This window comes from Pseudomonas sp. BSw22131, from assembly GCF_026810445.1.
In the GTDB taxonomy this organism is placed as follows: Bacteria; Pseudomonadota; Gammaproteobacteria; order Pseudomonadales; family Pseudomonadaceae; genus Aquipseudomonas; species Aquipseudomonas huanghezhanensis.
The window spans coordinates 3265068-3288491 of the sequence record NZ_CP113949.1; the positions used below are offsets into that span (position 1 = coordinate 3265068).

24 protein-coding genes and 2 pseudogenes are annotated in these 23424 nt (G+C 59.1%); 13 read left to right on the forward strand and 13 right to left on the reverse strand.

All coding sequences use genetic code 11. The features are described from left to right. Window positions 1-281: 281 nt before the first annotated feature. The 3 genes and pseudogenes from OYW20_RS14550 to OYW20_RS14560 form a co-directional block, all read left to right on the forward strand. A pseudogene (locus OYW20_RS14550) lies at window positions 282-1345 on the forward strand (purine-cytosine permease family protein); the annotation flags it as partial. Then, window positions 1331-2016: pseudogene (locus tag OYW20_RS14555) on the forward strand (MBL fold metallo-hydrolase). The pseudogenes OYW20_RS14550 and OYW20_RS14555, both read left to right, overlap by 15 nt. An 89-nt stretch (window positions 2017-2105) precedes the next feature. Further along, window positions 2106-2585 carry an LEA type 2 family protein gene (locus OYW20_RS14560; protein ID WP_268796672.1) on the forward strand — a complete coding sequence of 160 codons (480 nt, stop codon included), beginning with the start codon at window positions 2106-2108 and terminating at the stop codon, window positions 2583-2585. A gap of 89 nt (window positions 2586-2674) precedes the next feature. Here the strand turns inward: OYW20_RS14560 and OYW20_RS14565 are convergent, their stop codons facing one another. After that, the gene (locus tag OYW20_RS14565) at window positions 2675-2929 is read right to left on the reverse strand and encodes a hypothetical protein (protein ID WP_268796673.1); all 255 of its coding nucleotides are present in this window, start codon (window positions 2927-2929) and stop codon (window positions 2675-2677) included. 203 nt (window positions 2930-3132) lie between these two features. Here OYW20_RS14565 and OYW20_RS14570 point away from each other — a divergent pair, with 203 nt between their 5' ends. Beyond that, window positions 3133-3450: a DUF883 family protein gene (locus OYW20_RS14570; RefSeq protein WP_268796674.1), complete on the forward strand. Its 318-nt coding sequence runs from the start codon at window positions 3133-3135 to the stop codon at window positions 3448-3450. A 130-nt stretch (window positions 3451-3580) separates the two neighbouring features. On the opposite strand, the gene OYW20_RS14575 is transcribed toward OYW20_RS14570, so the two are convergent. Then, on the reverse strand, window positions 3581-4069 hold the full coding sequence (locus tag OYW20_RS14575) for a hypothetical protein (RefSeq protein ID WP_268796675.1): 489 nt from the start codon (window positions 4067-4069) through the stop codon (window positions 3581-3583). A gap of 111 nt (window positions 4070-4180) precedes the next feature. Continuing rightward, window positions 4181-4534, reverse strand: a complete 354-nt coding sequence (locus OYW20_RS14580; protein WP_408005409.1) for an SPOR domain-containing protein — start codon at window positions 4532-4534, stop codon at window positions 4181-4183. Between the two features lie 115 nt (window positions 4535-4649). On the opposite strand from OYW20_RS14580, the gene OYW20_RS14585 reads away from it, so the two are divergent. Then, window positions 4650-5717 carry a M4 family metallopeptidase gene (locus tag OYW20_RS14585; protein WP_268796676.1) on the forward strand — a complete coding sequence of 356 codons (1068 nt, stop codon included), beginning with the start codon at window positions 4650-4652 and terminating at the stop codon, window positions 5715-5717. A 19-nt stretch (window positions 5718-5736) separates the two neighbouring features. Continuing rightward, a complete protein-coding gene (locus OYW20_RS14590; protein ID WP_268796677.1) occupies window positions 5737-6036 on the forward strand; it encodes a protealysin inhibitor emfourin in 300 nt (99 codons plus the stop codon). 37 nt (window positions 6037-6073) lie between these two features. Here the strand turns inward: OYW20_RS14590 and OYW20_RS14595 are convergent, their stop codons facing one another. The 8 genes from OYW20_RS14595 to OYW20_RS14630 form a co-directional block, all read right to left on the reverse strand. Beyond that, the gene (locus OYW20_RS14595; RefSeq protein WP_268796678.1) at window positions 6074-8464 is read right to left on the reverse strand and encodes a response regulator; all 2391 of its coding nucleotides are present in this window, start codon (window positions 8462-8464) and stop codon (window positions 6074-6076) included. A gap of 78 nt (window positions 8465-8542) precedes the next feature. Beyond that, complete coding sequence (locus tag OYW20_RS14600; RefSeq protein ID WP_268796679.1) at window positions 8543-9007, reverse strand: response regulator; 465 nt, start codon at window positions 9005-9007, stop codon at window positions 8543-8545. Between the two features lie 19 nt (window positions 9008-9026). Next, window positions 9027-11288 carry an ATP-binding protein gene (locus OYW20_RS14605; RefSeq protein WP_268796680.1) on the reverse strand — a complete coding sequence of 754 codons (2262 nt, stop codon included), beginning with the start codon at window positions 11286-11288 and terminating at the stop codon, window positions 9027-9029. Between the two features lie 308 nt (window positions 11289-11596). Continuing rightward, complete coding sequence (locus OYW20_RS14610; RefSeq protein ID WP_268801142.1) at window positions 11597-12076, reverse strand: hypothetical protein; 480 nt, start codon at window positions 12074-12076, stop codon at window positions 11597-11599. Window positions 12077-12256: 180 nt separating this feature from the next. After that, complete coding sequence (locus OYW20_RS14615; RefSeq protein WP_268796681.1) at window positions 12257-12451, reverse strand: hypothetical protein; 195 nt, start codon at window positions 12449-12451, stop codon at window positions 12257-12259. A gap of 147 nt (window positions 12452-12598) precedes the next feature. Continuing rightward, window positions 12599-13456, reverse strand: a complete 858-nt coding sequence (locus tag OYW20_RS14620; protein WP_268796682.1) for a glucose 1-dehydrogenase — start codon at window positions 13454-13456, stop codon at window positions 12599-12601. A 253-nt stretch (window positions 13457-13709) separates the two neighbouring features. After that, a complete protein-coding gene (locus OYW20_RS14625; protein WP_268796683.1) occupies window positions 13710-14837 on the reverse strand; it encodes a DUF1615 domain-containing protein in 1128 nt (375 codons plus the stop codon). Between the two features lie 83 nt (window positions 14838-14920). Next, a complete protein-coding gene (locus tag OYW20_RS14630; protein WP_268796684.1) occupies window positions 14921-15964 on the reverse strand; it encodes a GlxA family transcriptional regulator in 1044 nt (347 codons plus the stop codon). Between the two features lie 132 nt (window positions 15965-16096). Here OYW20_RS14630 and OYW20_RS14635 point away from each other — a divergent pair, with 132 nt between their 5' ends. The 4 genes from OYW20_RS14635 (at window position 16097) to OYW20_RS14650 (ending at window position 19756) form a co-directional block, all read left to right on the forward strand. Beyond that, window positions 16097-16663: a cysteine hydrolase family protein gene (locus OYW20_RS14635; RefSeq protein ID WP_268796685.1), complete on the forward strand. Its 567-nt coding sequence runs from the start codon at window positions 16097-16099 to the stop codon at window positions 16661-16663. Between the two features lie 200 nt (window positions 16664-16863). Further along, window positions 16864-17508: an HAD family hydrolase gene (locus OYW20_RS14640; RefSeq protein ID WP_268796686.1), complete on the forward strand. Its 645-nt coding sequence runs from the start codon at window positions 16864-16866 to the stop codon at window positions 17506-17508. Window positions 17509-17628: 120 nt separating this feature from the next. Then, on the forward strand, window positions 17629-18849 hold the full coding sequence (locus OYW20_RS14645) for a putative DNA modification/repair radical SAM protein (RefSeq protein WP_268796687.1): 1221 nt from the start codon (window positions 17629-17631) through the stop codon (window positions 18847-18849). A gap of 7 nt (window positions 18850-18856) precedes the next feature. Next, window positions 18857-19756, forward strand: coding sequence for a TIGR03915 family putative DNA repair protein (locus OYW20_RS14650; RefSeq protein WP_268801143.1), 900 nt, complete (start codon window positions 18857-18859; stop codon window positions 19754-19756). A gap of 51 nt (window positions 19757-19807) precedes the next feature. On the opposite strand, the gene OYW20_RS14655 is transcribed toward OYW20_RS14650, so the two are convergent. Further along, window positions 19808-20776 (reverse strand): threo-3-hydroxy-L-aspartate ammonia-lyase, encoded by a 969-nt coding sequence (locus OYW20_RS14655; RefSeq protein ID WP_268796688.1) that lies wholly within the window; start codon window positions 20774-20776, stop codon window positions 19808-19810. 626 nt (window positions 20777-21402) lie between these two features. Between OYW20_RS14655 and OYW20_RS14660 the strand changes: the two genes are divergently transcribed. From OYW20_RS14660 to OYW20_RS14670, 3 genes are all read left to right on the forward strand, one after another. Then, a complete protein-coding gene (locus OYW20_RS14660) occupies window positions 21403-21732 on the forward strand; it encodes a hypothetical protein (RefSeq protein ID WP_268796689.1) in 330 nt (109 codons plus the stop codon). 135 nt (window positions 21733-21867) lie between these two features. After that, window positions 21868-22173, forward strand: coding sequence for a DUF6482 family protein (locus OYW20_RS14665; protein WP_268796690.1), 306 nt, complete (start codon window positions 21868-21870; stop codon window positions 22171-22173). Window positions 22174-22294: 121 nt separating this feature from the next. Beyond that, on the forward strand, window positions 22295-22945 hold the full coding sequence (locus OYW20_RS14670) for an HAD family hydrolase (protein ID WP_268796691.1): 651 nt from the start codon (window positions 22295-22297) through the stop codon (window positions 22943-22945). Window positions 22946-23033: 88 nt separating this feature from the next. On the opposite strand, the gene OYW20_RS14675 is transcribed toward OYW20_RS14670, so the two are convergent. Then, the gene (locus OYW20_RS14675; RefSeq protein ID WP_268796692.1) at window positions 23034-23231 is read right to left on the reverse strand and encodes a DUF6021 family protein; all 198 of its coding nucleotides are present in this window, start codon (window positions 23229-23231) and stop codon (window positions 23034-23036) included. Window positions 23232-23424: the final 193 nt, after the last annotated feature.

Here is a 23424-nt window from a genome sequence, read left to right on the forward strand (position 1 = left end):
GTGTGGGCCTCAAAATATAACTTCAGCAAATTCTGAGGTAAGTATTTGCGCATCAGTATTTAACCTTGCCGAGCCTTGAAACACTCTCCACGCGTCACGCCCTGAGCACTGGGCGCAACGCCTCAAACCCCCGGTTCCCATCAGAGGGGTGAGGCCAGCAACAGCGTCAGCAACTGCCCACACACCTGCGCTTCAGCAGGAAATAATCGGACGCGCCCTACCCGGCTGCTCCTACAAAAAACAGTGACAGCCTTAAGGGGCGGCAATCATGAGCGAATCGCATCAACCGGATCGAGGCCTTTTGCGTCGAGCAGATTCCTGACAGCGAGCGCAGCGCATCGCCGTTCGATCTGTCTCGGATGATCTTTGGCGGTAGCAACACACTCTCCACAGCGGTGCTGGGCAGCTTCCCGGTGCTGTTCGGCCTTTCTTTCCAGGCAGGCGCGAGCGCCATTGTTCTGGGCGTGCTGGTCGGGGCATTGATTCTGGCGTCCATGGCCTGTTCGGTCCGCTCAACGGCACCAACAATGCGGTGTCGTCCGGGGCGCACTTTGGCGTACATGGACGGATCATCGGCTCGTTCCTGTCCCGGCTGACCGCCATTGCCTTCTTCTCGCTGTCGGTGTGGAGCTCCGGCGACGCGTTGATTGGCGGTGCCTAGCGGCTGTTCGATCTGCCTGAAAACAACCTCAGCCTCGGCATCGCCTACGGCCTGTTCGCCCTATTGGTGCTGATCGTCTGCATCTACGGCATACGCCAGTTGCTGGCGGTCAACAAAGTGGCAGTGACGGCCTCCAGCCTTCTGTTTCTGCTGGGAATCGTCGCTTTTAGCGGGCCATTCGATATTCATTACGCTGGCGGCGTTAGCCAGGGCCAGCCCGGTTTCTGGGCAGCGTTTATTGGCGCGGCGCTGGTAGCCATGAGCAACCCCGTATCATTTGGCGCGTTCCTCGGCGACTGGGCGCGCTATATCCCACGCGAGACTCCGAAAATACGCATCATGGCGGCGGTGGTCATGGCCCAGGTTGCGACCTTTATCCCGTTCTTCTTCGGTCTGGCAACCGCCACCATCGTCGCCGTGCAAGCGCCGGACTACATCGCACAGAACAACTACGTGGGGGGTCTCCTGGCTATTTCGCCGGGGTGGTTTTTCCTGCCGGTGTGCCTGATCGCAATCATTGGCGGGCTCTCCACGGGCGGGACGTCGCTGTATGGCACCGGCCTCGATATGTCGAGCCTTGCGCCACGTCTGCTCAGCCGAACGCAAGCGAAGGTGCTGATCGGCGTGCTATCCATCGCATTCATTTTCGTTGGTCGTTTCACCTTCAATCTGGTGCAGAGCCTGATCCACGAACCCTGGGTGCGTCCGTATTGCCGCTGCAACCTCTGGCGCATCCAGGGCCGTGACCGCGACGTGCTGGTGGACACCGGCTCAGCCGTGGTCAGCCTGCGCGAGCAACTGCCCTGACCGACCGGCCATTACTGGCAGTGACCAGCCACACCCATTTCGATCACATCGCCGGGCATCATGAATTCCCCGAACGACTGGTGCACCCGGCTGAAGCCGACATCCTGGCCAACCCCACCCGTGTGGCCACACTAGCAGACGCCTACGTGGGCGACGAAATGTTCGAGGCGCACCCGGAATGCCCGCTGTGCTACGCCCAAGGCGGCACCGGCCACCCGGCTCATTGACGAAGGTGATGTGCTGGACCTGGGCAACCGCGTGCTGCAAGTGCTTCACACGCCGGGCCATTCACCCGGTGGCATCAGCCTGTGGGAGGCCAGCACCCACAGCTGTTCAGTGGCGACATCATCTACGATGGCCCACTTATCGAAGACGCCTACCACAGCGACCTCGACGACTATGCTGCCAGCCTTGAGCGCTTGCGCACGTTGCCGGTGAAAACTGTGCATGGCGGGCATTGCGCCAGTTTTCCCGGGGAAACGCTCAACGCGATGATCGACCAATGGCTGTGGGGGCATGAGGCAAGCGGCAGGCATCGAACCTCCTGACAGGGCTGCGGTCGCACAGTTGAACCGAGGGATTGCCTCGACGCGCGCCTATGCGTGCTGTCAGGTCCCGGGTAAACGGAGCTTTACTGATGCCGCTACGCTTGATTCGCACCCTGCTCGCCAGCCTGCTCATCGTCGTGCTGAGCGCCTGCGCGCTGTTCCCCAACCGCGACCCGTTGAATATCAACGTGGTAGGTATCGAGCCGTTGCAGGGCCAGGGGCTTGAGATTCGCTTCGCAGTGAAACTTCGTCTGCAAAACCCTAATGAAAACGACATTCAGTACAACGGCGTCGCCCTCAATCTGGACGTCAACGGCAAGCTTCTGGCCTCGGGTGTCAGCGACCAAAGCGGCACTATCGGGCGTTTCTCGGAAGGAATCATTACCGTACCTGTCACCGTGTCTGCCTTCGCCGCGCTGCGTCAGGCGGTGGGCCTGAGCGAGACCCAGCGCCTGGACAACCTGCCTTACGTGCTGAACGGAAAGCTGGCAGGCGGGTTGTTCGGCACTATGCGCTTCAGCGACAGCGGCACACTCACCCTGCCGAACGGCGCCGGCGGGGGCTGGTAATCAAGGCGTTGGCGACGAGCCTGTTGATAAAAAATGCCGACCTGAGGCCCCTACCGGTCGGCAGGCCAGGCGAAGCTGAAGGCAGAGACTCAGCGGGCAGCCGCCATCAGGCGATTCACTTCGCTGCGCACCATGTTGGCGTATTCCGGCGGCGACATGGCGTCCAGCTCGGACCTTACCCATTCCGACCATTTGCCTTTGCGCTTGGACCGTTCGCCCATCAACCGGGCGGCGTCGCCCTTGGCTTTGCCGAGGTTGCTTTGCCACAAATCGAACAATCGTGATTTTTCATCTTCAAGTGCGGCACGCTCTTGAAGGGGCTTGTTGGCCAGGTTGAAGCTCATGACGTTTACCTCTTATCGCAAAACACAACGCTGAAACACACAGCCGCGCACGGCTGAAAAACGTCCGCATCTTACACCCGCAAGTAGCGCCTTCCCTCGGCATTCGTCGTTCTTTTTGCGATATGTCCTGCCACCTGCTGCAACTTTTCCGACATGCTGCGACTCCATAGCTCACAGCCGTAATCAATAGAAAGGAAATAATCATGGCCCGTAAAACTGCTGCTCAAACTGCTGCCGAACAGATCAAGGATCAGGCTTTCAGCGAATTGGCGGCCCTCATCGAAGAGTCCGACAAGCTGCTCAAGGACAGCGCCGCGCTGGTCGGCGAAGAGGCTGAAACCGTTCGCGCTCAACTGAGCCTGAAGCTCAAGCAAGCCGTGGATTCGCTGGGTAACGTGCGCGAGAAAACCAAGCCTGCGGTAGAAGCGACCGAAAACTACATCGGCGGCCACCCGTGGCAGACCGTTGCGATCTCCGCAGGTTTTGGCCTGGTTGTAGGGCTACTGCTGGGTCGCAAGTAAGGCACCCTGCACTGTTTGAAGTGCAAGCTCTGCGGGAGTGAATTCGTTCGGGAGGCGTCGGGATATGTTCAACTCCTGACGCCGCTTCGCCAACAAGTTGGCTCCTACAGAACCGAGTTGGCGGGTTGCGTTACACCTGTGGCACCAGGCTCTGTAACTGCCGCGCCAGATAATCCGCCGTCAACACCTGCGGCTCGGACTCCTTCACTCCGGTCCTTTTCTTGAGCATCCAGTCGTTGGCATCCAGCGCTTGGCTCAAGGTGAACTGTTCTTGACCGTGCAGGCTAAGCCCGCTCACGTCGACCGATACCACACCCCGATTACCCATCGCTTCCGGCACGAACACGACCTGTCGGCTGATCATTGTCAGCGTCAAGCGTTGGGTGTGGAACGGTGAGTGCTCATCTGGATAACCCTTGCTTTGCGCAAGGTGCGGTTCGAACTCCAGCGTGATGTGACCTGCCTCGACCAGCGGCTTCAGCCACTGCTCTATTTGCCCGTACAACGCCAGAATGCTGGCTCCCCAGCGCGCGATGTCTGTGTGAAATCGCTCATGCTTCTGTTCTTCGTGGCGTTGATTGGCGATCAACAATTCGCCCAGGCGTTGAATCTCGTCCATAACGGCGATTCCCTCATTCACGTGCGCGATGATTCGTGCACATGAATCGAGGGTGGCACAACCACGACCGGGTGTCGCGCACCATCGCCTGAATGGCGACTCAGCCAGACGTTACGGCTTGGGCGGGATGATTTCCAGTTGCGACAATCGATGACCTTTCGCCATGGCCGCCTCGATTTCCGTCTTAGCCTTCTCAGCCGCAGCCTGACTGGCAAAGGGGCCGATCATGATGGTTTCCTTGCCGTCGATTTTTACCACGTAGGAAGGATAGTGGTGCTCGACCAGCCAGTACGCCATATCGCTCAGCGCTTCTTTCAAATCGACCTGAAGGGTCCATTGCGGGGTTGTGCTGGGTGCTGCCTGTGCAGCGGGCGGCTGGTTCGAGACTTTTGAAGGCTCGGACGGCTTACCGCCGTCGCAGCCTGCCAGCATCATTACCGCGACCATCATGACCATCTTGCGCACGTATAAGCTCCTCGTCTGAAGTGCGCGGAGTCTACCACCGCGAGGAACATCAGCGCCCCTCGTGGTGCCCAAGCTAGTGTTGACCCTCACTCGACGTCATTCAGGGAGAATCTCCATGTGCACTCGTCATCCACTGCAGTGTTTTATCCCGCCCTACATCATGGAACACCTGGCCCAGTCGCCGCATCAGCAGGTCCGGGCGCTGGCTATTGCCAACCTGTCCACCGGCTCTACATTCCGCGCCCTGCGTGCTTCTGCGCAGGCGATGCCAGGGTTGATGGCCAACAAATCTCCCGACGGCAAAAAGCACAGATTGGTCTACGACGCCAAAGGCACCAACAGCCTGCCGGGTACATTGTCGCGCGCAGAAGACGGCAAAAGCCGAGGCGATTCAGCCGTTGGCGAGGCCTTCGACGGCGCCGGCGACGTCTATGATTTCTATGAGCAATTATTTCAGCGCAACTCGCTGGACAACAAAGGCATGAGCCTGATTTCAACGGTGCATGTGGCTGAAGTCGATTTCAGTGGCGCCTTCGTACCCCTCAACAACGCATTCTGGAACGGCGAGCAGATGGCGTACGGGGATGGCGACGGTGTGGTTTTCCAGCGATTCACCCGCAGCCTCGAAGTCATCGGCCACGAATTGACCCACGGCGTGCAATCGTTCACCAGCAACCTGACCTATCAAGGCCAGTCCGGTGCACTCAACGAGCATTTTGCAGACGTGTTCGGGATTCTCGTCCGGCAGTGGAAGGAAGGCGTCAGCGTCGAGCAGGCTGACTGGGTGATTGGCAAGGAACTGCTGGTGCCAGCGCCCACGCGTCGTGGCATCCGGGACATGCAACACCCCGGCACGGCCTACAAAGACGACCCGGATCTGGGGGACGACCCGCAGCCGGCCACTATGAAAGACTTGTACAGCGGGCCCAAAGACAATGGCGGCGTGCACATCAACTCAGGCATTCCCAATCGCGCCTTTGTGCTGACGGCATTGGCGTTGGGCGGCAATGCCTGGGAAATCGCCGGAAAAATCTGGTACGAAACCCTGCTGCAACTGCACAGCGACGCCGAATTTGCCGATTGCGCGCGAATAAGCGTACAAGTGGCAGGCAACGCAAAATACGGCGCAACGGCCAAGCGCGCGGTCAAGGCCGCGTGGAAGAAAGTCGGCATCACGGTTTGATTCACTCAGGAGCACTTCGATGAAAGTCTGTTTCGTGCAATCAGGAGGCTTTGCGGGGACGATCAGGGGCTGCGAGGTCAACACCGCTGAGCTTGAAACGCCGGACGCTGAGCAGCTCAAGCGTCTGGTGGTGGAAAGCGGTCTGGTCAAATCTCACCGTTCAGTCTCCGAACAGGCGCGGGACGCCAGGCAGTATGAGATCACCATCGAAGATGAACGCAGCGACATCTGTGTGTCGTTCGACGATCAAAACGTCCCGGACGCGGCCAAAACGCTGCTGGGATTTCTCCAAAAGCGGTCAAAACCACGCGGGCTTTAAGAACTGGCGGCCTGCCAACTGCTCAAGCCAGCCCAACTCAGCTGGCTTGGGTTTGGCCATTCAGAAACGCCTGCGACAGCTTCGCCGCCAACTCATCTTCGCCATAGGGCTTCTGCACGATCAGTTGCGGATCAACATCCAGAATGTCGATATCGGCGAACCCCGTGATGAAAACGATCGGCAATGACGGGTAATCGTGACGAACAAGATCCGCCAACTCTGCGCCCGTCATGTTCGGCATCGCGAAATCAGTCAGCATCAGGTCCACGTCGCTGCCGATCTTCTTCAGCGCGTCATTGCCATCTTCAGCCTCGATCACTGCGTAACCCAAGGCATCGAGCATCATCGCCGTCACAGCGCGGACGCTCGCGTTGTCGTCCACCAGCAGAATCGTGCGATCGGTATCATCACGCCCGGCGCGATCGGCGCTGACATCCGGTTGCGTCAGACGCTGGACGTTGTCCGGAATGCTTGGCAAATAAACCTTGATGGTGGTGCCAACGTTTTCGGCGGTGACGATGCTGACACCGCCACCCGATTGTTTAGCGAACCCGAACACCTGCGCCAGCCCGAGCCCCGAGCCTTTTCCGACTTCCTTTGTGGTGAAAAACGGCTCAAATGCCTTGGCCAGGACTTCGTTGCTCATGCCCGAGCCCGAATCACCCACCGACAGCACCACGTAGGCGCCGGGCTCCGGGTCTTCAGGCCGTGTTGGCAAGTGGTAAACCCTCTCGTTGTAGGTGCTCAGCGTCAGCGCGCCGCCTTGCGCCATCGCGTCACGCGCGTTGATCGCCAGGTTGAGGATGATCATCTCAGTCTGGGTAGGATCGACCAGTGCGCTCCACAGATCCTCCGACAACGAGGTTTCGACCCACACGCTGCCACCCAAGGCACGACCCAGCAACTCGCGCATGCCTTCAATGGTGTGATTGAGGCTCATTGGAACAGGCTCAAGGCGCTGGCGACGGGAGAACGACAACAGCTGACTGGTGAGTTTGGCACCGCGCTGCCCTGCTTCCTGGATGTTCTGCAGACGGCTGGCCGATTTGGTGAATACACCCTTTTCCAGATCGCGGGACAGAAAGCTGGCGCTGGTCAGGATAACGGTAAGCAGATTATTGAAGTCGTGGGCGACGCCAGCGGTCAACTGGCCAACCACTTCCAGGCGCTGCATCTGTTGCAGCGCGGCCTCTACTTTCTCGCGCTCGGTGATCTGCTCACGCAGGCGTTTGTTGGTCGCTGCCAGCTCATCGAGTACGGCGCGTTCGCTGGTGATGTCCCGCACGGCGGCATACATCAGGCCTTCGTCCGGGACAATCGTCCAGGACAGCCAGCGGTAGTTGTCATCGGCGTGCCGCATACGGTTTACAAAGCGGGTCGTGACGTTACCCCTGGCGACGTTTTCAGTTTCGTGCAGCGTGGCAGCGAAATCATCGGGGTGGATCAACTCGCGCAAGCGCGGGCCTGTCAGCGCCGAGCGCTCCCAGCCCAGGGTCGATTCCCAGGCCGGGTTCAGGGCGATGATCGTCATGTCAAAGTGAAGTACGCCAAGCAATTCACGCGACAGCTCCCAGGTGCGGTCGCGTTCACGGGTGCGCTGGACCACACGCTCGCCCAAGACATCATTGAGCAGATGCAGCGCCTGAGTGGCCTGCTTGCGCTCGCTGATGTCTTGGATGACGCCGGTGAAGCGCACGCACCGGCCGTTTTCGAAGAGAGACCGGCCGTTGGAAAGCACCCACCGCTCGGTGTCATCCCCTACCAGCAAGCGGTACTCGGCCTGAAACTCTGTGTCAGAAAGCAACGCCTCATTGACCTTGCTGCGCAATAGCTCGCGGTCATCAGGATGGCAGCGGTCGAACGTGAGACTCATGTCCACCGCAGCGTCTGCAGGCAGACCGTGCAGCGCCCTGCATCGCGCGTCCCAGAACAGCTCGCCGCGGACCGGATCGTAGGTCCAGACGCCCATCTCCGCTGCACCGATGGCCAGGTGCGCACGGACTTCGGCGTCAAGCAGGGTTTCCTCGGCGCGACGACGATGTTCGCGCTCGCTCACTTCTGCCACGGCGCGACTGACTGCTTTGGGCAGCATCTTCAGGTTTTGCTTGAGGACGTAATCCACGGCGCCCAGACGCATCATTTCGACTGCATGCTGCTCGCCGAAGATGCCGGACAAAAAGATGAAGGGCGTCTTGGGCGCCAGCGCAAGCGCGCAATGCAACACATCGGCACCGGAAGAACCCGGCAACAGGAAATCACACAGGATCAGGTCAAACCGTTGCGCCATCAGCGCTTTCTCGGCGCCGTGGTGATCGTACACAAGTGTTGAATCGATGCTCAGCCCGGCAGCCTCCAGGGTCAGCAGAGTCAACTCGGCATCGTGGGGGCTGTCTTCGATCAACAGCAATTTCAGAAGCGTTGGCGGCATGAATAGTCGTCGATAGTGTGTATTTAGCCTGCGCTGCCCGGCGAATGACCAGGCAAATGCGTGCGCTTTTAAACTCGGCTAGGAAGACGCCGGACGACGAGCCAGACGCAGCGAACCGGGTGGCGGTTCGTTGAGGACGGCCCAGAAAATGCCCAGATCAGAGATAGCCGAAACAAATTCCTTGAATTCGACCGGTTTGACGACGTAAGCGTTCACCCCCAGGCCGTAAGCGCGCTGCAGGTCAGGCTCCTCCCGCGAGGAGGTCAGCATCACCACCGGCATGCTGCGCAGCTCTTCTGTCTCCCGGATGACCTTGAGTACTTCGAGGCCATCGATCTTGGGCAGCTTCAGGTCCAGCAGTAACACGGCCGGGTTGCCGGCGTTGCGTTCTGCATAGGCATCGCGTTTGAGCAGGTAATCCAGCGCCTCGGCACCGTCGCGCAGCACAATCACTTCATTGGCCAGCTGGCTGCGCTCAAGCGCTACCAACGTGAGTTCGAGATCGTTGGGGTTGTCTTCCACCAACACAATCGGTTTTAACATTGGGCGTCTCCTCGGACACTCAAGGGGTTTCGGTCGGACTACGTTCAGGCAGGGAAAAGAAGAACGTAGCCCCCTGCCCCAGCTTGCTATCGGCCCATACGGTGCCGTCGTGACGTTCGATGATGCGGCGCACGCTGGCGAGTCCGATGCCTGTGCCTTCAAATTGCTCCATGCGGTGCAAACGCTGAAACACGCCAAAGAGCTTGTTGGCGTACTGCATGTCGAAGCCTACGCCGTTATCACGGATGTAAACCTCGGTCTTGCCCTCGACCTCCCGAGCGCCGATTTCGATCACCGCAGGGTCGCTGCCACGCGTGTACTTGATAGCGTTTGACAGCAGGTTGCGCAGCGCCAGGTGCAGCAATGCCGCGTCGGCAATCACCACCGGCAAGCGCTCGGGCATTACCCACTCAACGTGACGGCCCAGATAATCGGGCTGCATTTCCCTACGAATGGCCTCCACCAGCGCGTTCAGGTCCACCTCGGAAAAGCGCATCGCAGAGCGACCCATCTGCGAGAAGCTCAGCAGGTTGTCCACCAGCGTCCCGGCGAACCGCGCCGACTCGCCAATGTTGTCGAGAAACCGCATGCCCCGGTCAGATAACTTGCTGGACTCGATGTCCCCCAGCAACTCCGCATAGCCTGCGATGTGGCGCAACGGCGCGCGCAGGTCGTGAGACACACTGTAAGAAAACGCTTCAAGTTCCTTGTTGGATTTTTTCAGCTCCTTCGCCAGCTCAGCCATTTCCTCGGCCTTGCGCAACACGATGCCGAGCACGGCAGCGCGCAGTTCGATCACGCCTTCGGTGTCCAGCTCATCCCACGGCAGCGAGTAGCCGCTGGCGGTTTCCTGCCAACTCTCGAAACTGTGGCGGGGGCTCAAGGCGCCCGAGCTGCTGATCGTCTTCTCAGGCTTGCCGGCCCACTTCACCACTCGCGTGAGTTCGGGACGGAACCAGAGGATGAAATTGGAGTGCAACTCCGAAATTGCAACCGTCAGCACGCCTGCGATTGATTCGGTCAATTCAGGCAGCTCGGGAATGTCACGCCCCACGTTGTCACTGTGGAAGACTTCGGAAGTCATGCGCGTGGACAACCACTGCGTCAGCGCCTGAATGTGCTCATTTGGCGGGGTTAAGCCGTAGACATCGATCGTCGAGCCGGACACCACGGCGGCGCCCTCGGCCCGAACGAAATCCACCAGAACTGCGGGCAGTTTGCGCAGGCCCAGATTGATGCTATCCAGATCGGCCATGGCGGCCAGCATCTGCACGATCTGCCGACGCAGGCTCAAAAGACGTTGCGTCCTGGCTTGCGCTTCCTTGGTTTCGATCTGCAACGACAACGCGCTGCCAAGCAGTTCGCAAGCGGTGCGCGTCTGAAATCTCACCGACCGTGGCGTGGTGTTATGGCAGGAGATCAGCCCCCACAACTTGCCACGCACCACGATGGATATCGACATCGAGGCCATTGTTTGCATGTTGCGCATGTACTGCAGATGCACCGGGGACACACTGCGCAACGCAGCGAAACTCAAGTCCAGCGGCGCCGCGGTCAACGGGTTTTCACTGGGGACCAGAGGCGAGGCGTGATAGTCGGCGTCTTCGATGACACGAATCCGGTTGACGACATACAGCGCCCGCGCTTGAGCGGGGATGTCCGAGTCCGGGAAGGTCAGGCCAAGATAGCTGGAGTAACCCGCATCGACGGATTCGGCATTGACCCTCCCGTTGCCATCGGCGTCGAAATGGTAGGAGATCACGCGGCCGAAACCGGTGATGCGCTTGACCTGTTCCACCGAGCGGCGGCACAGCTCATCAATGGTCTCGACCTCGTCCATGTGCCCGACGAAGGTACGCATCAATGGGTAAATATTGCCGTACGCACTGGACATATCGCTGGCGGGTTCGAACTCAGCCATGAGCACGTGATCGTGACGGTGGACCATCATGTCGATTGGCGCGCCTGCGCGCGTTCCGTTGCGGAAGCTGACTTCGCCGACGTGGAAAGGGTTTTGGTCGTCTGTGGGCAAAGTGTCGAGCACGGCGCCTATGCGTTCGCTCTGGTGGATGACATCGCTTAAGGAAGCACCAATGAGCTCGTTTGGCGCAAGTCCCAGCCAGGTCTCGACGTTCGCGCTCACCTGGATGATCAGCAGGCTGGCCTCATCAAAAACCAGCATAAAGCCGTGGGGCTGAATGCTGCCAGGAATTTTGATGGGCTCTCGCGCGCAGTTTTGCAGCGCGCTTTGAAAGCTGGGGTCTTCAACGTTCTGGGGCAAGACTGGCTCTCCTCAAGGTCCCGTTCAGCCTTGACCACGGGAGCTTCAATGGGTCGGGCATGTCGATGATCGACGTTTGGATTCGATCAAGAACGCTGCCGATTTGCAGCACTGTCCGCACAACCGACCGTAAACCGGCTCGGCCAAACGTTCAAATGGATATATAGGTGGCTGGCATGATACCGACCGTCACAAAAATTGGCATCAGGCACCGATGGATGGAAGAACGATGAGTGACGCTTAAAGGGGTGTAAATAAGCTTTCGGGTCACCGCTGGCGCCTGGCGGCATTTGAGCGCTGACAACCACCTAAAACGCAGAATCGGAGATCTGCGCATAAATCGAGAATGCACCCAGCAGAAACCAGAAACCGCTGAACAGCCAAGGGGTGCGCATCGAAAACATCAATGATTTGCGATAACCCTTCTCGCTGGATTCATGCTCGCTGAACAAGGGCGAGTCATCATAAGCCAGCCCCATGGCAGGCTCGCTGTGGAGCAACTGACTTTGTTTGAAATGCCAATGGTCGATAATTTCATAAGCGGCACGAATCCCGGGCCAGGCATGCATCGATGAGATCAGCCCAAGTAACGTCAGGAACGGTGGCACCACGAGTGTGAACAGCTTGCCCCACTCCGGATTGATGTTGGCCATGGACGAGGCGAACGCGATCACCAGAAACGATTGTGCAGACAGATAGGCGTTGGTGCGGTTGGACAGGATGGTGGTTTCGTACTGGATCTCCCGTCGATAGAAATCCAGCCGGTCTTTGGGCGAACCGAAGAGCATAGCCTCAGTCGCCTGAACCTGGGCCTCGTTGGCCGGAATCTCGGCTTGGCCCAACGGAACGGGCGTGGTGATGATGTCGGACACGATGGACTCACGGTTCAAAACAGCGGCTCTCAATTCTTCCCAATGCACGATACGACGGGCGCAGGGCCTTAATGTTCCCCGCGACCCTGATGTGCATCAGTCGGCATTACGTTGCTGGTCGCGAATAAGCTTGTCTTCAAGCGCCTTGTTTTCTTCGATGTCCTCGTCATCCATGGCGTCTGGATCAAGATTGCTCTCGACTGGCGTAGTCGGGGGCATTGGCGTGACTGGCGGAACGCTGGTCGGGATCACATGTTTGTCAGCATTCGTAGGGGTCGGATCATTAGCCATAACTACCTCGTGTCGGATTTCGCCCGCAGTGTTAGTGCGGCTTAGTGCGGCATGCAGATTAGGACGCTTCAAACTGGCGGCAGTGCTCCGCGCAGGATCAACGGTCAGGATTGATAGGTCACCTGCCGCTGGCACACCGCACAGCTGTCAAAGAATCGGCGTACCACCGGTCACACCGATACGCACGCCAGAGATGTAGCTGGCTTCGTCGGACGCCAACAGCACGTACAGCGGCGCCAGTTCGGCAGGTTGGCCAGGACGTCCCATCGGAGTCTCGGCGCCGAAGCTTTTGATGTCTTCTTCGGTCATGGTCGCAACAATCAGAGGGGTCCAGATCGGCCCCGGTGCGACGCTGTTGACGCGAATATTCTTCTCCCCCAGCAACTGCGCGAGGCCGGCACTGAAGTTCGCTATCGCTCCTTTGGTGGTGGCATACGGCACAAGCGTGGGCTTGGGCTTGTCGGAATTGATCGAGCTGGTGTTGATGATCGAGCTGCCCTCAGGCATGTGCTTGATCGCCGCTTTGCAGATGCGAAAAATTGCGGTGATGTTGATGTCGAAGGTGCGCACCCATTCTTCATCGGACACCTCTTCCAGCGAGGGATGAGACATTTGAAACGCTGCGTTGTTGACCAGTACGTCGATCCGCCCAAAGCGCTCCACGGCCTGATCGACGATGTGCTGGCACTGATCCTTTTGCGCGATATCGCCGGGGATCAACAGGCATTGGCGCCCTGCTTTTTCAACCCACTGGGCGGTGGCCTTGGCGTCCTCGTGTTCATCCAGGTAGGAAATCACCAGGTCGGCCCCTTCGCGCGCAAACGCAATGGCGACGGCCCGGCCGATGCCGCTGTCGGCACCGGTGATAACCGCGACTTTGCCGGTCAGCCGGCCGTGGCCCTTGTAACTGTCTTCACCGCAGTCGGGGACAGGATCCATGAGGTATTGCTGGCCAGGCACAGCCTGTTTTTGCACGTTGAAGGGGGGGCGCGGGTAGGATTTCATCAAGGGTTCTCCAGTCGTTTGAACATTCCTGTAACAGCCCGACGGCAGCGGCCGGGCAGATACGGTGTGTTGTTGCGACTGGCAGAAGAGTGCGACGGTTCAAGGAAATTGAATGAGCGGTTTCATCGCCGCTGCACGCCCAATCCATAGGAGCGAATTCATTCGCGAGACGCCGGCACTGACTCACCTCATAACGCCGTCTCGCCAACAAGTTGGCTCTACAGAGGATCAAGCCGTTGCTGGGCCGAGGTGCTCATAACGCGCCGGAGGCTCGGGTCATGCATTTTCTGCGGCGGTCTTCCACGCGTTGGGCGAACCAGGCGGTGGTGAGCTTACGTGTGATCTTCGGGCTTTCCAGCACGATGCCCGGCAGAATCGCGCGTGGCAACGGCTTGCCTGCGGCCTTGTCTGCCAGGGCAAACACATCACGATAGACATCCGTCTCTTCAAATTCCAGGGTGTCGCCCTTCTCCAGCTGGCTGCGAATGGTGGTGTTGCGCAGGCCCAACTGCCGATGGAGCGAGCGCACTGCCAGTTCCGTCGCGCCAACGGACGGACTGAATCCATAACTGATCAAGTCCCCGTCGAGCGCCAGAGACGTGCCGGAAAGACGACTTACCGCACTCTGAAACGCAGCATTGCGACTGGCGTACCAGCCGGCATTGAAGTCGGCAAAACGATAGATCGGCTGGCTGTAAGTGACCGGATAACCCAACAGGTGCGCGATGCCGAAATACATGCCGCCGCGTCGACTGAACACCTCATGACGAATAGAGCCTTCGACGGTGTACGGATAATCGCGTGCCTGCCGTTCGGCGAACTCGATACTGACCTGCATCGGCCCGGCGGTGTGCACCGGATTGAAGTTACCAAACAGGGTCTTGCCCATCGGCACCATCCCGATGAAGTCATCGAAGATCGCACTCAGGTCTTTTTCGGTGCGAGCAGCATTCAAACGCTCGTTGTAGGTCTTGCCGCCCGGCGAGCGGATATCCAGCGCCGATCGCACCAGCAAGTTGGGCACATGCACTTTACCCGCGCGACGGTCTATTTCATCACGGGCAATTTTGCCCATTCCCGGCACTGGCGGGTCCACTTGATAGTTGGACTCCTGCTCGGCAACGGCCAGGACCGAGCACAGGTTCTCTACGCTTGGGTCCAGGCCCTGAGCGTTGAACGCGGCATAAATGTCCGTCGCCCAGCCCGGCCGGTCTGCAACGCTGGCGGGCATCAGTCGCACAATCTCCGCACGCACCACTTCAGGCGGTGGTGCAGGCGGTTTTTTCGGATGGGTGCTACAGGCCGCAAGCAACCCTGCCAGAAGCATGAGCAAAACCGCTGGATAACGCCGCAAGCTGGCGGTGAATGGCGTGGGGTACATGTGTCCTCGACGATCAAAAAAGGCTGGGAAGCTACGCGACATCATCGACGTGAAATCCTTCGGCGATACGCCTGGCGGCGCGCTCACGTCATTGCCTGCGAAGGCGTACGCAGGCCAAATTGACGGCGATAGTCGCTGGGGGTCAGACCGGTGATTTTCTTGAATGTCCCGCGAAACGCCGCAGGGTCCTGGTAACCGACGGCCCAGGCAATGTGCTCGACCGTGTCCAGACTGTATTCCAGCGATTGCCGAGCGTTGCCAACGCGCACGTGCTGGCAGTACTCAGTCGGTCTGAGGCCCGTTGCAGCGCGAAAACGACGCAGAAACGTGCGCTCTTCCATCCCCGCTCGCCGGGCCATGTCGTGCAGCGACACATCGACCGCGCCACTGGCCTGCAGCCAGTGCTGAACATGCAATATGGGGCCATCGCCATGCCCGAGTGCCGGTGAAAAGTGACGGGCGGCCTGCCCCGCCATGTCGATGTGATCAATGTCCAGAAATCGCCCGGTCGCGGCGGCCACAGCGCTGCCTTGCAGACGCTCGACCAGTCGCAATCCCAACGCTGGCCAGGCCATCATCCCTGCAGTGGTGATGATATCGCCGTCATCGATCATCGGCCGGTCCGCCTGGACGCGAATAGTCGGAAAACGCTCGGCCAGCAATGCGCCCTGCGTCCAGTGGGTGGTGGCAGCCCGTCCGGCGAGCAGTCCCGTCTCGGCCAGAATGAAAGCCCCCATGCACACGGCGCCGAGTATTGCGCCTTGGGCGTGTTGAGCAATCAGCCAGCGATGTGAAGACTGCGCCTGGGTCGGCGTCGTGTGCGCGCCCAGCGACGGCGGAATGAGCACGGCAGTCAGCGGCATTGCTGCCCCCTCCAGACTGGCAAACACACGCTGAGGCTCTTCTTTCCTTTCGACAGCCCCCTCGCCATCGGTGTCATGAGGTTGCGCTGTGCGCTCCTGCGAGCGCCAATGGCTGACACGCAAAACAGGGAGCCGGTCCGATTGATGTTCATCGGCAATCCGGTTGGCGACGCAAAACAGATCCGTCAGGCCATGTACCGCTGCCGCTTGCGCGCCGGGATATACCCATACGCCGATTTCGATCACTGCCCGCTCTGGCTTCATTGTCAGTTTTGCCTCGCCTGATGTCGTTGCGGCCAATCGCGCAGACTTGCTGCGTCATCAATACTCGTTACGCTGTTCATCACGTCACCGTTCAATCCGACACGGCCCTTTTCATAAAGCGAGAAAGCAGACATGTCCAGACAAGCACTCATCGTAGTCGATATGCAAAATGACTACTTCCCTACGGGGAAGTGGCCGCTGGCAGGCGTCGAAGAGGCCGCCGGAAACGTTGCGCGGCTCATCGAAGCGACGCGTCGCTCAGCAAAACCAGTGGTCTTCGTGCGTCATGAATCTACCCGTGACGACGCGCCGTTCTTCGCACCTGATACGCCAGGCGCCCAGTTGCACCCCACGTTGCTCAATCGCGACGAAGAATCCGTGGTGCTCAAACATCACATCAACGCCTTTCGCGACACGGAGCTAAAAACCATCCTTGATGACAAGTCGATTGACGAACTGCTGATCGTCGGTGCGATGAGCCATATGTGTATCGACGCCCTTGCGCGTGCCGCTGTGGATATGGGTTACAAGACCACAGTGATTCACGATGCCTGCGCGTCGAGAGACCTGGTCTTCAACGGCCTGACCATACCGGCTTCGCATGTGCATGGCGCATTCATGGCTGCACTCGAATTCGGCTACGCGCGCGTGCTGTCTACCGAAGAGTACCTGGCCGAAAGTGAATCATCGAACCTATGATTCATCGCGAGGTGCACCACAAGGGCAAGCTGATGACGCCGCTGATCCTGTAACTTCGCAGTCTCGGAGCCGGAGCGTTCATTCTCCGGCCCCCTCCTCGGCTTACCGCCGATCACCTGTGCCGCCCCCTGTCCAACTTTCCCGGATAATGCCGGTCCATACGGCCCTGAACCCGATCATGTGAAACAGGAGAATCCTGCTTGAATATTGCTGGCGTCATCTTCGATTGCGACGGAACACTGGTGGACAGCGAGCGCCTGGCAGCTGGCCTGCTACGCGATATTTTGCACGACTATCAGGTGTCGTTAAGCGTCGAGGAAGTCCTGGCGCGCTTTCGCGGGTTGCAATTTGCCCTTTGCCTGCAGGGTCTTTGCGCTGACTATCCGGGCCTGCCATCCGAAGAAGTAGAACAGCGTTTCCGCAGTCAGACCTTGCCGTTGTTGCGTGAAAAGCTGAAAGAAATGCCTGGCGCCGTCGCATTTGTACGTGGTCTGAACCTGCCCAAATGCGTAGCCTCGAACGGTCCGCGCAGCAAGATCGAGACATGCCTGGGTACCGTCGGCCTGCTGGATGAATTCGAAGGATTAATCGTAAGCGCGTACGAGGTCGATTCATGGAAGCCTTCGCCGGTGCTGATCGAAACCGCTGCACGCCTAATGGGCCTGTCAGCGCAGCAGTGTCTGCTGGTTGAAGACAGCGTGCAGGGCGTGTTGGCAGGTCTTGGGGCGGGCGCTCAAGTGGCAGGTTATGGCGACACTGACTTTTCCGAGTTTCACGATCACGCCAACTTTCACCGGGTCAAGGATTTCACCGAACTGGACACGCTGGTTCAGCGGATGCTCTGAGCCACGCTGAGTGGCAGGTGACCAGGGCGACACCGCCCGTCTATCACATCCAATCAATCGGCACTTGTGAGCAAACCGACAACCCGATACTGTACATCCAAACAGTATCGGGACTGCCCCATGCAACTGATCGACAAGCTGAGCATCCTCGCTGACGCCGCCAAGTACGATGCGTCCTGCGCCAGCAGCGCCGCACCCAAGCGCAGCTCGGAAGGCAAATCCGGCCTGGGATCAACCAACGGCATGGGCATTTGCCACAGCTATACCCCTGACGGGCGCTGCGTTTCCCTGCTGAAAATCCTCCTCACCAATTTCTGCCTGTATGACTGCCAGTACTGTGTCAACCGGCGTTCCAGCGACGTGCCCCGCGCACGATTCAGCCCTGAAGAAGTGGTTACCCTGACGCTGGACTTCTATCGCCGCAATTGCGTCAGCGGGTTGTTTTTAAGCTCGGGCATCATCCGCTCTGCCGACTACACCATGGAGCAGTTGATCCGCGTCGCCAGACTGCTGCGCGAAGAACACGAGTTCCGCGGTTATATCCATCTCAAGACCATTCCCGAAGCCGATCCGTTGCTGATCCAGGAAGCAGGTCGCTACGCCGATCGTCTGAGCGTCAACATCGAACTGCCGACCAACCTCAGCCTGCAAACCCTGGCCCCGGAAAAAGAAATGGGCGCGATCAAAAAGGCCATGCAGACCATCTACACAGGCCAGCAGACAGTGCTTAACGAACCCAGGGCCCCGCGCTTCACCCCTGCCGGCCAGAGCACGCAAATGATCGTCGGCGCCGATGAAACCGATGACAGCACCATCTTGCACAGCGCCGAAGCGTTATACGGCGACTACCGGCTCAAGCGCGTTTACTACTCGGCATTCAGCCCGATCCCGAACAGCCCGAAAAGCGTGCCGCTGGCCGCTCCGCCATTGATGCGCGAGCACCGGTTGTATCAGGCTGATTTTCTGCTGCGCAGTTACGGCTACAAGGCCGACGAGTTGCTCAAAGGCCCGGGCGATCTGGCGCTGGACATTGATCCCAAGCTGGCCTGGGCGCTGGACAATCGTGATGTATTCCCTCTGGACCTGAACCGCGCGGAGCCTGCGATGATTGCGCGCATTCCCGGCATCGGAATCCGGACCACCAAGCGTCTGGTGGAATTGCGTCGCCAACGTCGAATCCGCTATGAAGACCTGACGCGCCTGAGGTGTGTGCTGGCCAAGGCACGACCGTTCATCATCACCAGCGATTACCACCCGCGTCAGGCAGACACCACCAGCCTGTTGCTGCGTGAGCAAATGCGTGAGCGCCCGCAGCCGCAGCAACTGGGATTGTGGGGTTAACAGCCAGATGATCAGCCTCGATTGTGACGACCTGTTCGACACCTGGAGACAGCAGGCACGCTGGCTGCTCAGTCACCAGATTGATCCGGATCAGGTGAGCTGGAGCGTGCCGGACGATGCGGACCTGTTTGCCACCGACAGCCATTACCCTGAACAACATGGGCCGTTTCAGGCGCGCATCCCGATGGCGTTGCTGGAGCTGCTGCAAAACGCTGCGCAGTATCGCGGTCAACAGCGCTGGAGCCTGTTGTATGAGGTGTTATGGAGGGTCAGCCATGGCGACCGCACTGCCATGCTGGCGGGCGATAAACTGGGCAGCGAACTGCATCGCCGGCTCAAGCAGGTCAGCCGCGAAGCCCATCATCTGCACGCCTTCCTGCGCTTTGTTGCGCTGCCACAAGCCCCGGACGCCGAAGACGAACTGGCAAAGGCTGCCCTGCTCGACACGCCCAATCTGCCGCAGTACGTGGCCTGGCACGAGCCGGCCCACGACATTCTGCAAACGGCCAGCGAGCATTTTGTGGGGCGCATGGGGCGCCATCGCTGGATGATTGCGACGCCCGAAGACGGTGTGTACTACGACGGCAAGCAGCTGATTCATCGCAGGCAATGCCCGGATACATGGCGGCAATTGGCGAAGAACGCCGATGATCCCTATGGCCAACTGTGGCTGACGTATTACAGCCACATCTTCAACCCGGCGCGACTGAACCCCAAGGTGATGCAGGGTCACTTACCTGCCAGGTTCTGGAAAAACCTCCCTGAAGGCCCGCTGATTCCGGCGCTGATCAGCCAGGCCCGTACCGGCAAACAACGCGATGGCCAGGCAAGCGAAATAGCTGCCCGCCCTGGCAAACAGATCCGTAGCGACAAACAGGGCTCGGACTTTCACAAAAGCGCGAATTAGCGGCATTGCGGCATCAGGGTGCCGCAGGACGGTCGCCGATCAGGTACCTCGTCAGCCCGCCAACATCGCAGCGTAGCGCGGCAAGTCGATATTGCCGCCGCTGATGATCACCCCGACGCGCTGTCCCTTGAGTTGCTCCCTCATATGCCACGCCGCAGCGAATCCCAGGCAGCCAGTGGGCTCGACCACCATTTTCATGCGCTCGGCGAAGAAGCGCATGGCGGCGATCAGTTGATCGTCATCGGCGGTCAGGATGTCGTTTACATCACGACGAATGATCTCGAACGTGATGTCGCCCAATTGCTGGGTTTGCGCACCGTCGGCAATGGTTTTAGGCGTATCGATACGCACATGGCTGCCAGCACGAAAAGAAAGTTGTCCGTCATTGCCCGCCAGCGGCTCAACGCCGAACAGCGTGCACTCAGGTGCCAGGGCACGCGTCGACAGCGCCGAACCCGCCAGTAGCCCGCCGCCACCCAGACACACGAACAGCGTGTCCAGCACGCCCACTTCTTCAAACAGCTCCTTGGCCGCGGTGCCCTGCCCGGCAATGATGTCAGGGTGATCGAAAGGGGGAATCAACGTGTAGCCATGGGTGATCGCGAGATCACGACCAATGGCCTCGCGGTCTTCCTTGTAGCGGTCATACAGCACCACTGTCGCGCCGTATTCACGGGTCGCGGCGATCTTCGCCGCAGGGGCATCGTGCGGCATGACGATGGTTGCAGGGATGCCCAGAAGCTGCGCCGACAGGGCGATGCCCTGCGCGTGATTGCCTGACGAAAACGCCACCACACCGCGCTTGCGCTGATCGGCATCGAACCTGGAGAGCGCATTGAAGGCGCCCCGAAACTTGAACGCACCCATGCGCTGAAAATTTTCACACTTGAAAAACACGCTGGCGCCAAAGGCCTGATCAACCGTGCGCGAGGTCAGCACGGGGGTCGTGTGGGCGTGCCCGTGGATGCGATGGGCGGCGGCAACGACGTCGTCATAAGTCGGAAGCAAGTGGTTTTCCATAATCACCTTGGCAAGCTGGAGGATTGAAAATCAGTGCGTCGTGATCAAAACACACTGGGGCCACCCGGACAATTTCAAACTGCCCCCGCTAACAAATCCGAATCGGCCAAAGCCCCGTAATCAGTGACTTTTCAGTCACGGATCGACCTTCGCGTATTGAGAGAAAGAATTATGTAGTGATCAAAAATAATCACTACATATCGGTTGACGAAGGGGTTTTTCGCTTGCATAGTTCAACCGTCTCCCCGATCGGGAGAACTGGCAAACGTAACCCGAGCACGTTCGGCAAGCCGTCGAACCGTTACCTGATGTGTGCTGCCCACAAGGCAGATTGATGAAGCTGAACCGGCATGATCGTCCAACCAAGGACCGAGAGAAGCTGGCGAAACGTCCTCATGACGCTTGTGGTCGACCGCGTAAAGTCGCCAGTGTCCTCATGACGTCCGCCACTTCTCCCCCTTCGTTTCGACCCTTCCCGTAGTCTTCCTCCATCAACACTACATCAGCCCGGCCCAGACCCGGCTCCGTGTATCAACGGACCTTGCCTGTTTGCCCGTTACACAGTGATGCACCCAAACGCTCGAACCAACCAGATGGATTAACACGCGGTCAAAGGGGTATTAAAAATGAACCTGAACAATCAACCAACCATTGATCAACTGGCTCAGTTGTTTGCAACACGTAAAGACTCCCTCGACAGCCATATCCTGTGGGTCTGTGAGAAAGGCGATGTGCACATGGACGGGCTGGGTGCGTGCAGCCAGGAGCAAGAGTTCGACCAGGAACATCCGCATATGCGGGCGCGCCTGAAGATGTACCGCAAAGGCCAGGGCTACGTGGGCAAGAAGGCCGCTGCCGACAAGGATTTTCTCGGCCGTGTGCTGCAAACCCTCAGCAGCGAATGGGGTTCGGCACAACGTGAGCCGGGGCTGAGGGTCATCGATAAGCTTTGCTAGGCAGTAGCACTGCAACCATCGGGTAATGGCGTTGAACTCGGCGGCGCTGAATGCTTCAAATTCAAAGCGTGCGAGAACTGCCTTCGCACGCCTCCCTGAACATTCAGCGCCCTGCGGGGCGATCAAGGTGCTGTCATGGATCTGAACAAGCTCACCCAACACATCAAGGCCGGCGAGATCGAGGATTTGAATCTCATGTCGATTGAGGGCGGCTCCTACGTCCTTCACGCCCGCATGAACGGTAAATCCCACCCGATCAGCAGTGCAAACGGCCAAGTTCTGCATGTGGCCTCTGTCAATGAAGCGCGCAAATGCCTGGCCGGTGTGCCTGAAGTGCCGCTCTTTATCGTTCATCCCGTGGTGTACGACGAAATGGTTGGACAAGCCCGTGACGACCAGCTGGCCTCTCGTGAGCGGATTCCGTTTCGCTCTTCCCTCTGATTGACCCTGCCAATGGCCGGACGTAAAGTCCGGCATTCTTGCTCTCACAATGTGCGATTGCCGGGCAGCCCTGCCAGGTCAGCGCGCTGCATGACTTCCCCTCTTTCAAGGTTTGCATTGCATGCTGGAAAACACGAAGTTCTCTGCGTTCCTGTTCGACATGGACGGCACCCTGATCAATTCGATTGCCGCCGCCGAGCGCGTATGGACGCACTGGGCGCGTCGCCACGGACTGGATGTCGACGCATTTTTGCCGACCATTCATGGCGTGCGTTGTATTGAAACCATACGCAGGCAAAACCTGCCGGGCGTAGACCCCGAGCGGGAAGCCGAGGCGGTTACCCAAGCCGAAATGGATGATGTTGAAGGCGTTGTGGCCATTGAAGGTGCGGCAGCGTTTCTTGCATCGCTGCCCGCCCATCGTTGGGCCGTGGTGACGTCGGCACCCAGAGCGCTGGCGGAAAAAAGGATGCGGGCCGCGGGTCTGCCCTTGCCAGCGCTGATGATTGCCTCTGAAGACGTCACTCAGGGCAAACCCGCACCTGACTGTTTCCTCTTGGCTGCGCAACGGTTGGGCGTCAATCCAAGCGATTGTCTGGTGTTCGAAGACGCTCCAGCCGGGATCGAGGCCGCAGAGAAGGCCGGTGCCAGCGTTATGGTGATCAGCGCCGCTCATGTTCATCCCTACCAGACAGCTCACCCGACGTTGAATCGCTACACCAACGTACGGGCGCAGGTCGACGGCGAAACGCTGACGTTAGCCTCTGTGTAGGCGCCATCGGAGGTGAGTGCGTTGGCCATGGACTGCATAGCGGTCCTGCCCGGCGCCATTCGCCTCCGGGCAGCATCAAATGCCGGAATTACTCCTTTGAATCATACGGCGGGTACTGGTCGTCCTTGACCCGCTTCTGCTCCTGAATATTTTCGCCGCTTTCAGGTGACTTCGCGGGGCCTTGCGGGTCCACCTGGGGATCGGCCAGATCTGGCGAGTCAGGATCAAAACCCAGGTTTTCTTTGGGCTCGTCGTGCTTGGACGGGTTGTGGTCTTGAGGCTTCATTCGGACATCTCCATCTCGGTTGCCATGGGTTTCAGTTAAGAAAGGACGCTGCCGGATAAGTGCGGCCGGACTGATGAATGGGCCATCGGGCGGGCTCTTAATCTGTCAGAACTGGGCGGAACCACCGATCCGAGAGCCTCCGCCCGCGCTAAACCTTCCGCCTTGGCTGTCGATAATCTTTCTGTGGATTCCG

Excerpts from the sequence above, each read along its gene's own strand:
- OYW20_RS14565 (WP_268796673.1), bottom strand. The coding sequence starts at position 2,929 with ATGAGCTTCAACCTGGCCAACAAGCCCCTTCAAGAGCGTGCCGCACTT.
- OYW20_RS14600 (WP_268796679.1), bottom strand. The coding sequence starts at position 9,007 with ATGTTAAAACCGATTGTGTTGGTGGAAGACAACCCCAACGATCTCGAA.
- OYW20_RS14665 (WP_268796690.1), top strand. The coding sequence starts at position 21,868 with ATGGATCTGAACAAGCTCACCCAACACATCAAGGCCGGCGAGATCGAG.
- OYW20_RS14615 (WP_268796681.1), bottom strand. The coding sequence starts at position 12,451 with ATGGCTAATGATCCGACCCCTACGAATGCTGACAAACATGTGATCCCG.
- OYW20_RS14675 (WP_268796692.1), bottom strand. The coding sequence starts at position 23,231 with ATGAAGCCTCAAGACCACAACCCGTCCAAGCACGACGAGCCCAAAGAA.
- OYW20_RS14560 (WP_268796672.1), top strand. The coding sequence starts at position 2,106 with ATGCCGCTACGCTTGATTCGCACCCTGCTCGCCAGCCTGCTCATCGTC.
- OYW20_RS14595 (WP_268796678.1), bottom strand. The coding sequence starts at position 8,464 with ATGCCGCCAACGCTTCTGAAATTGCTGTTGATCGAAGACAGCCCCCAC.
- OYW20_RS14650 (WP_268801143.1), top strand. The coding sequence starts at position 18,857 with ATGATCAGCCTCGATTGTGACGACCTGTTCGACACCTGGAGACAGCAG.
- OYW20_RS14630 (WP_268796684.1), bottom strand. The coding sequence starts at position 15,964 with ATGAAGCCAGAGCGGGCAGTGATCGAAATCGGCGTATGGGTATATCCC.
- OYW20_RS14610 (WP_268801142.1), bottom strand. The coding sequence starts at position 12,076 with ATGCTCTTCGGTTCGCCCAAAGACCGGCTGGATTTCTATCGACGGGAG.
- OYW20_RS14625 (WP_268796683.1), bottom strand. The coding sequence starts at position 14,837 with ATGTACCCCACGCCATTCACCGCCAGCTTGCGGCGTTATCCAGCGGTT.
- OYW20_RS14590 (WP_268796677.1), top strand. The coding sequence starts at position 5,737 with ATGAAAGTCTGTTTCGTGCAATCAGGAGGCTTTGCGGGGACGATCAGG.
- OYW20_RS14670 (WP_268796691.1), top strand. The coding sequence starts at position 22,295 with ATGCTGGAAAACACGAAGTTCTCTGCGTTCCTGTTCGACATGGACGGC.
- OYW20_RS14645 (WP_268796687.1), top strand. The coding sequence starts at position 17,629 with ATGCAACTGATCGACAAGCTGAGCATCCTCGCTGACGCCGCCAAGTAC.
- OYW20_RS14660 (WP_268796689.1), top strand. The coding sequence starts at position 21,403 with ATGAACCTGAACAATCAACCAACCATTGATCAACTGGCTCAGTTGTTT.
- OYW20_RS14635 (WP_268796685.1), top strand. The coding sequence starts at position 16,097 with ATGTCCAGACAAGCACTCATCGTAGTCGATATGCAAAATGACTACTTC.
- OYW20_RS14585 (WP_268796676.1), top strand. The coding sequence starts at position 4,650 with ATGTGCACTCGTCATCCACTGCAGTGTTTTATCCCGCCCTACATCATG.
- OYW20_RS14570 (WP_268796674.1), top strand. The coding sequence starts at position 3,133 with ATGGCCCGTAAAACTGCTGCTCAAACTGCTGCCGAACAGATCAAGGAT.
- OYW20_RS14575 (WP_268796675.1), bottom strand. The coding sequence starts at position 4,069 with ATGGACGAGATTCAACGCCTGGGCGAATTGTTGATCGCCAATCAACGC.
- OYW20_RS14620 (WP_268796682.1), bottom strand. The coding sequence starts at position 13,456 with ATGAAATCCTACCCGCGCCCCCCCTTCAACGTGCAAAAACAGGCTGTG.
- OYW20_RS14655 (WP_268796688.1), bottom strand. The coding sequence starts at position 20,776 with ATGGAAAACCACTTGCTTCCGACTTATGACGACGTCGTTGCCGCCGCC.